Origin of the sequence: Escherichia sp. TW14182, assembly GCF_000208525.1 — a bacterium.
In the GTDB taxonomy this organism is placed as follows: domain Bacteria; phylum Pseudomonadota; class Gammaproteobacteria; order Enterobacterales; family Enterobacteriaceae; genus Escherichia; species Escherichia ruysiae.
This window is the reverse complement of the sequence record NZ_AEJZ01000080.1, coordinates 57,925-64,367: the sequence shown is the minus strand read 5'-3', so window position 1 is coordinate 64,367 and position 6,443 is coordinate 57,925. Positions and strand designations below refer to the sequence as shown.

Annotated in this window: 7 protein-coding genes; all 7 read left to right on the top strand. The window is 50.2% G+C overall.

The window, feature by feature from the left end; genetic code table 11:
* The first annotated feature begins 192 nt into the window (after positions 1 to 192).
* The 7 genes from cvpA to EQY_RS0108275 all read left to right on the top strand — a co-directional run bounded on the left by cvpA (position 193) and on the right by EQY_RS0108275 (position 6,438).
* Positions 193 to 681 carry a colicin V production protein gene (cvpA, locus tag EQY_RS0108305; RefSeq protein ID WP_000262113.1) on the top strand — a complete coding sequence of 163 codons (489 nt, stop codon included), beginning with the start codon at positions 193 to 195 and terminating at the stop codon, positions 679 to 681.
* A gap of 36 nt (positions 682 to 717) precedes the next feature.
* Entirely contained in the window at positions 718 to 2,235 is a 1,518-nt protein-coding gene (purF, locus tag EQY_RS0108300; RefSeq protein ID WP_000334227.1) for an amidophosphoribosyltransferase, read from the top strand.
* 94 nt (positions 2,236 to 2,329) lie between these two features.
* Positions 2,330 to 2,899 (top strand): flavin prenyltransferase UbiX, encoded by a 570-nt coding sequence (ubiX, locus tag EQY_RS0108295; protein ID WP_000825688.1) that lies wholly within the window; start codon positions 2,330 to 2,332, stop codon positions 2,897 to 2,899.
* 264 nt (positions 2,900 to 3,163) lie between these two features.
* Positions 3,164 to 3,946 carry a lysine/arginine/ornithine ABC transporter substrate-binding protein ArgT gene (gene argT / locus EQY_RS0108290; RefSeq protein ID WP_000748236.1) on the top strand — a complete coding sequence of 261 codons (783 nt, stop codon included), beginning with the start codon at positions 3,164 to 3,166 and terminating at the stop codon, positions 3,944 to 3,946.
* A 220-nt stretch (positions 3,947 to 4,166) separates the two neighbouring features.
* Complete coding sequence (gene hisJ / locus EQY_RS0108285) at positions 4,167 to 4,949, top strand: histidine ABC transporter substrate-binding protein HisJ (RefSeq protein WP_000737617.1); 783 nt, start codon at positions 4,167 to 4,169, stop codon at positions 4,947 to 4,949.
* 89 nt (positions 4,950 to 5,038) lie between these two features.
* Positions 5,039 to 5,725 carry a histidine ABC transporter permease HisQ gene (gene hisQ / locus EQY_RS0108280; protein ID WP_000965518.1) on the top strand — a complete coding sequence of 229 codons (687 nt, stop codon included), beginning with the start codon at positions 5,039 to 5,041 and terminating at the stop codon, positions 5,723 to 5,725.
* Entirely contained in the window at positions 5,722 to 6,438 is a 717-nt protein-coding gene (locus EQY_RS0108275) for an ABC transporter permease (protein WP_000569947.1), read from the top strand. The genes hisQ and EQY_RS0108275 overlap by 4 nt, the downstream gene beginning before the upstream one ends.
* Positions 6,439 to 6,443 lie beyond the last annotated feature (5 nt).

Sequence of the window (6,443 nt, the reverse complement as noted above, 5' to 3'; positions counted from 1 at the left end):
GGATAAGGCGTTCACGCCGCATCCGACATGTATTGCCCGATGCCGCAAAGGCAAAAAAAACCGATGGCGTTGAATGTTTTTTCAGCGCCATTTTTATTGATGCGCGGGAAGGAAATCCCTACGCAAACGTTTTCTTTTTCTGTTAGAATGCGCCCCGAACAGGATGACAGGGCGTAAAATCGTGGGACACATATGGTCTGGATTGATTACGCCATAATCGCGGTGATTGCTTTTTCCTCTCTGGTTAGCCTGATCCGTGGCTTTGTTCGTGAAGCGTTATCGCTGGTGACATGGGGTTGTGCTTTCTTTGTCGCCAGTCATTACTACACTTACCTGTCAGTCTGGTTTACGGGCTTTGAAGACGAACTGGTTCGAAATGGGATTGCCATCGCGGTACTGTTTATTGCCACACTTATCGTTGGTGCTATCGTGAACTTCGTGATAGGCCAGCTAGTGGAGAAAACAGGGTTGTCAGGCACCGATCGGGTGCTGGGCGTCTGTTTCGGTGCGTTGCGTGGTGTGCTGATTGTTGCTGCCATTCTTTTCTTTCTTGACTCCTTTACCGGAGTGTCGAAAAGCGAAGACTGGAGCAAATCACAGCTGATTCCACAGTTCAGTTTTATCATCAGATGGTTTTTTGATTATCTGCAAAGCTCGTCAAGTTTCTTGCCCAGAGCGTAAGTGCTCTGAGATGTGGCTTAACGAGGAAAAAGACGTATGTGCGGTATTGTCGGTATCGCCGGTGTTATGCCGGTTAACCAATCGATTTATGATGCCTTAACGGTGCTTCAGCATCGCGGTCAGGATGCCGCCGGCATCATCACCATTGATGCCAATAACTGCTTCCGTTTGCGTAAAGCGAACGGGCTGGTGAGCGATGTATTTGAAGCTCGCCATATGCAGCGTTTACAGGGCAATATGGGCATTGGTCATGTGCGTTACCCTACGGCTGGCAGCTCCAGCGCCTCTGAAGCACAGCCGTTTTACGTTAACTCCCCGTATGGCATCACGCTTGCCCATAATGGCAATCTGACTAATGCTCACGAGTTGCGTAAAAAGCTGTTTGAAGAAAAACGCCGCCACATCAACACCACTTCCGACTCGGAAATTCTGCTCAATATCTTCGCCAGCGAACTGGACAACTTTCGCCATTATCCGCTGGAAGCCGACAACATTTTTGCTGCCATTGCCGCCACAAACCGCCTGATCCGTGGCGCGTATGCCTGTGTGGCGATGATTATCGGTCACGGTATGGTTGCTTTCCGCGATCCTAACGGCATTCGTCCGCTGGTGTTAGGAAAACGCGATATTGATGAGAATCGCACAGAATATATGGTCGCTTCTGAAAGCGTTGCGCTCGACACCCTGGGCTTTGAGTTCCTGCGTGATGTCGCACCGGGTGAAGCGATTTACATCACTGAAGATGGTCAGTTGTTTACCCGCCAGTGTGCCGATAATCCAGTCAGCAATCCATGCCTGTTTGAGTATGTTTACTTTGCCCGCCCGGACTCGTTCATCGACAAAATTTCCGTTTACAGCGCGCGTGTGAATATGGGAACGAAGCTTGGCGAAAAAATTGCCCGTGAATGGGAAGATCTGGATATCGACGTGGTTATTCCGATCCCGGAAACTTCCTGCGATATCGCACTGGAAATTGCCCGTATTCTGGGTAAACCGTACCGTCAGGGGTTTGTCAAAAATCGTTACGTTGGTCGCACCTTTATCATGCCGGGTCAGCAACTGCGTCGTAAGTCCGTGCGTCGTAAACTGAACGCTAACCGCGCCGAGTTCCGCGATAAAAACGTCCTGCTGGTCGATGACTCTATCGTCCGTGGCACCACCTCTGAACAAATTATCGAGATGGCGCGTGAAGCCGGAGCGAAGAAAGTTTACCTCGCCTCTGCGGCACCTGAAATTCGCTTCCCGAACGTTTATGGTATTGATATGCCGAGCGCCACGGAGCTTATCGCCCACGGTCGTGAAGTAGATGAAATTCGCCAGATCATCGGTGCTGACGGTCTGATTTTCCAGGATCTGAACGATCTGATCGAAGCCGTTCGCGCTGAAAACCCGGATATCCAGCAGTTTGAATGCTCGGTGTTCAACGGCGTCTACGTCACCAAAGATGTTGATCAGGGCTACCTCGATTTCCTCGATACTTTACGTAATGACGACGCCAAAGCAGTGCAACGTCAGAACGAAGTTGAAAACCTGGAAATGCATAACGAAGGATAATGCCTTCACTCAGGGTGCCAGTCTGGCACCCTGACTTGCAACTCTCGCCGAAATCCTGCAAAGTCTGCCTGCAAGTCTGACAGGGCAACTCTTTATGAAACGACTCATTGTGGGCATCAGCGGTGCCAGCGGCGCGATTTATGGCGTGCGCTTATTACAGGTTCTGCGCGATGTCGCAGATATCGAAACGCATCTGGTGATGAGCCAGGCAGCGCGCCAGACCTTATCCCTCGAAACGGATTTTTCCCTGCGCGAAGTGCAGGCATTAGCCGATGTCACGCACGATGCGCGCGATATTGCCGCCAGCATCTCTTCCGGTTCTTTCCAGACACTGGGGATGGTGATTTTACCCTGTTCAATCAAAACACTGTCCGGTATTGTCCATAGCTATACTGATGGCTTACTGACCCGTGCGGCAGATGTGGTGCTGAAAGAGCGTCGTCCGTTGGTGCTCTGCGTGCGTGAAACTCCGTTGCACTTAGGCCACCTGCGTTTAATGACTCAGGCGGCAGAAATCGGTGCGGTGATTATGCCTCCCGTTCCGGCGTTTTATCATCGCCCGCAATCCCTTGATGATGTGATAAATCAGACGGTTAACCGTGTTCTTGACCAGTTTGCGATAACCCTTCCTGAAGATCTCTTTGCCCGCTGGCAGGGCGCATAATTCCGCTGTTGCCCTGTTTCAGGGCAATTTTGCAACCGCGATCAAATCCTCGACATTTTGTTCCTGCCATTCAATCGAAACGCTGCGATTCAACCGCCATACCTGCTATCTTCAACTTTAGGACAATAATGCAACGTCTTATTAACATATTTAACGTTGAATGTTAATGTTGCCGTCAAGATGGCATAAGACCTGCATGAAAGAGCCTGCAAACACACAACACAATACACAACATAAAAAAGCCATTTCACTTGAGGGTTATGTATGAAGAAGTCGATTCTCGCTCTGTCTTTGTTAGTCGGTATTTCCGCAGCGGCCTCCAGCTATGCGGCGCTACCGGAGACGGTACGTATCGGAACGGATACCACCTATGCACCGTTCTCATCGAAAGATGCCAAAGGTGACTTTGTTGGCTTTGATATCGATCTCGGTAACGAGATGTGCAAACGGATGCAGGTGAAATGTACCTGGGTTGCCAGTGACTTTGATGCGCTGATCCCCTCACTGAAAGCGAAAAAAATCGACGCCATTATTTCGTCGCTCTCCATTACTGATAAACGTCAGCAGGAGATTGCCTTCTCTGACAAGTTGTACGCCGCAGATTCTCGTTTGATTGCCGCCAAAGGTTCGCCGATCCAGCCGACGCTGGATTCACTGAAAGGTAAACATGTTGGCGTGCTGCAAGGCTCCACCCAGGAAGCGTATGCCAATGATAACTGGCGTAGTAAAGGCGTCGATGTGGTGGCCTATGCTAACCAGGATTTGGTCTATTCCGATCTGGATGCAGGCCGTCTGGATGCCGCTTTGCAGGATGAAGTCGCGGCCAGCGAAGGATTCCTCAAGCAACCTGCCGGTAAAGAGTTCGCCTTTGCTGGCTCATCAGTGAAAGACAAAAAATACTTCGGTGATGGTACAGGCGTAGGGCTACGTAAAGATGATGCCGAACTGAAAGCCGCTTTTGATAAGGCGCTTGGCGAACTGCGTCAGGACGGCACTTACGACAAGATGGCGAAAAAGTATTTCGACTTTAATGTCTACGGTGACTGATACGTCGCTGGGAAGCTGTACCTGATGGAATGATCATCATGGTGCACGCCAGGTTTGTTGCACTATCGTGGTGCATTGAAATGCATACTTAAGCATTTTTAATGAAAAATAATACGTCTAACGGGGCGGGATATTTTGCCTTGATGGTCAATTTTATGGCACGATAAGTGTAACAAACCTGTAAATATTCCCTATAAAAAGACTGTCAGTTGAGGACATTATGAAAAAACTGGTGCTATCGCTCTCTCTGGTTCTGGCCTTCTCCAGCGCAACTGCGGCATTTGCTGCGATTCCGCAAAACATCCGCATCGGCACCGATCCGACCTATGCGCCGTTTGAATCAAAAAATTCACAAGGCGAACTGGTTGGCTTTGACATCGATTTGGCGAAGGAGCTATGTAAACGCATCAATACGCAATGTACGTTTGTTGAGAATCCGCTGGATGCGTTAATCCCGTCCTTAAAAGCGAAGAAGATTGACGCCATCATGTCATCGCTTTCCATTACGGAAAAACGTCAGCAAGAAATTGCCTTCACCGACAAACTGTACGCTGCCGATTCTCGTCTGGTGGTGGCGAAAAATTCCGACATTCAGCCGACAGTCGAGTTGCTGAAAGGCAAGCGGGTAGGCGTATTGCAGGGCACCACCCAGGAGACATTTGGTAATGAACACTGGGCGCCCAAAGGCATTGAAATCGTCTCTTATCAGGGACAGGACAACATTTATTCTGACCTGACTGCCGGACGTATTGATGCCGCGTTCCAGGATGAGGTCGCCGCCAGCGAAGGTTTTCTCAAACAACCCGTCGGTAAAGATTACAAATTCGGTGGCCCGTCTGTTAAAGATGAAAAACTGTTTGGCGTAGGCACCGGCATGGGTCTGCGTAAAGAAGATAACGAACTGCGCGAGGCACTGAACAAAGCCTTTGCCGAAATGCGCGCTGACGGTACTTACGAGAAACTGGCGAAAAAGTACTTCGATTTTGATGTTTATGGTGGTTAATCACCATCGGTGAAGGAAAGCCCGCTCCCTTCGGGTAACCGGAGGGAGACAAGAGGCGGTAATTCACCACACATAACAGGACAGGCAGCATGTTGTATGGGTTTTCAGGTGTTATTTTACAGGGTGCGCTCGTCACGCTGGAGCTGGCTATCAGCTCTGTAGTGCTCGCTGTAATCATCGGTTTAATTGGCGCTGGCGGTAAGCTCTCGCAAAATCGGCTTTCGGGGCTGATTTTCGAAGGATACACCACGCTGATTCGTGGCGTGCCGGACTTGGTGTTGATGCTGCTGATTTTCTACGGTTTGCAGATTGCGTTAAACACGGTGACGGAGGCGATGGGCGTCGGGCAGATTGATATCGACCCGATGGTCGCCGGCATTATCACTCTCGGTTTTATCTACGGTGCTTATTTTACCGAAACGTTCCGTGGCGCGTTTATGGCAGTGCCGAAAGGACATATAGAGGCGGCGACGGCGTTCGGTTTTACTCGTGGGCAAGTGTTTCGGCGGATCATGTTTCCGGCGATGATGCGTTACGCCCTGCCGGGGATTGGCAACAACTGGCAGGTAATCCTCAAATCTACAGCCCTGGTTTCGTTACTCGGCCTGGAAGATGTGGTCAAAGCCACGCAGTTGGCAGGAAAAAGTACCTGGGAACCGTTCTATTTCGCCATCGTCTGTGGCGTGATTTATCTGGTTTTCACCACCGTTTCCAATGGTGTGCTGCTGTTCCTTGAGCGCCGCTATTCCGTGGGTGTGAAGAGGGCTGACCTGTGATCGAAATCTTACATGAATACTGGAAACCACTGCTGTGGACCGATGGTTATCGTTTTACCGGCGTGGCGATCACCCTGTGGCTGCTGATTTTGTCGGTAGTGATAGGCGGAATTCTGGCGCTGTTTCTGGCGATTGGTCGCGTCTCAAGTAATAAATATATCCAGTTTCCAATCTGGCTATTTACGTATATTTTTCGCGGTACGCCGCTGTATGTTCAGCTGCTGGTGTTCTATTCTGGCATGTACACGCTGGAGATTGTTAAGGGCACCGAGTTCCTTAATGCCTTTTTCCGCAGTGGCCTGAACTGTACCGTGCTGGCGCTGACGCTCAACACCTGTGCTTACACCACTGAGATTTTTGCCGGGGCGATCCGTTCGGTGCCGCACGGGGAAATCGAAGCCGCCAGAGCCTACGGTTTCTCAAGCTTTAAAATGTATCGCTGCATTATTTTGCCATCGGCGCTGCGTATTGCGTTACCGGCCTACAGCAACGAAGTGATCCTGATGTTGCATTCTACTGCGCTGGCTTTTACCGCCACAGTGCCGGATCTGCTGAAAATTGCCCGCGATATCAACGCCGCCACGTATCAACCATTTACCGCCTTCGGCATTGCCGCTGTGCTCTATTTAATTATCTCTTATGTCCTGATAAGCCTGTTCCGTAAAGCGGAAAAACGCTGGTTGCAGCATGTGAAACCTTCTTCAACGCACTGAGAATA

Excerpts from the sequence above, each read along its gene's own strand:
- cvpA (WP_000262113.1), top strand. The coding sequence starts at position 193 with ATGGTCTGGATTGATTACGCCATAATCGCGGTGATTGCTTTTTCCTCT.
- purF (WP_000334227.1), top strand. The coding sequence starts at position 718 with ATGTGCGGTATTGTCGGTATCGCCGGTGTTATGCCGGTTAACCAATCG.
- ubiX (WP_000825688.1), top strand. The coding sequence starts at position 2,330 with ATGAAACGACTCATTGTGGGCATCAGCGGTGCCAGCGGCGCGATTTAT.
- hisJ (WP_000737617.1), top strand. The coding sequence starts at position 4,167 with ATGAAAAAACTGGTGCTATCGCTCTCTCTGGTTCTGGCCTTCTCCAGC.
- hisQ (WP_000965518.1), top strand. The coding sequence starts at position 5,039 with ATGTTGTATGGGTTTTCAGGTGTTATTTTACAGGGTGCGCTCGTCACG.
- argT (WP_000748236.1), top strand. The coding sequence starts at position 3,164 with ATGAAGAAGTCGATTCTCGCTCTGTCTTTGTTAGTCGGTATTTCCGCA.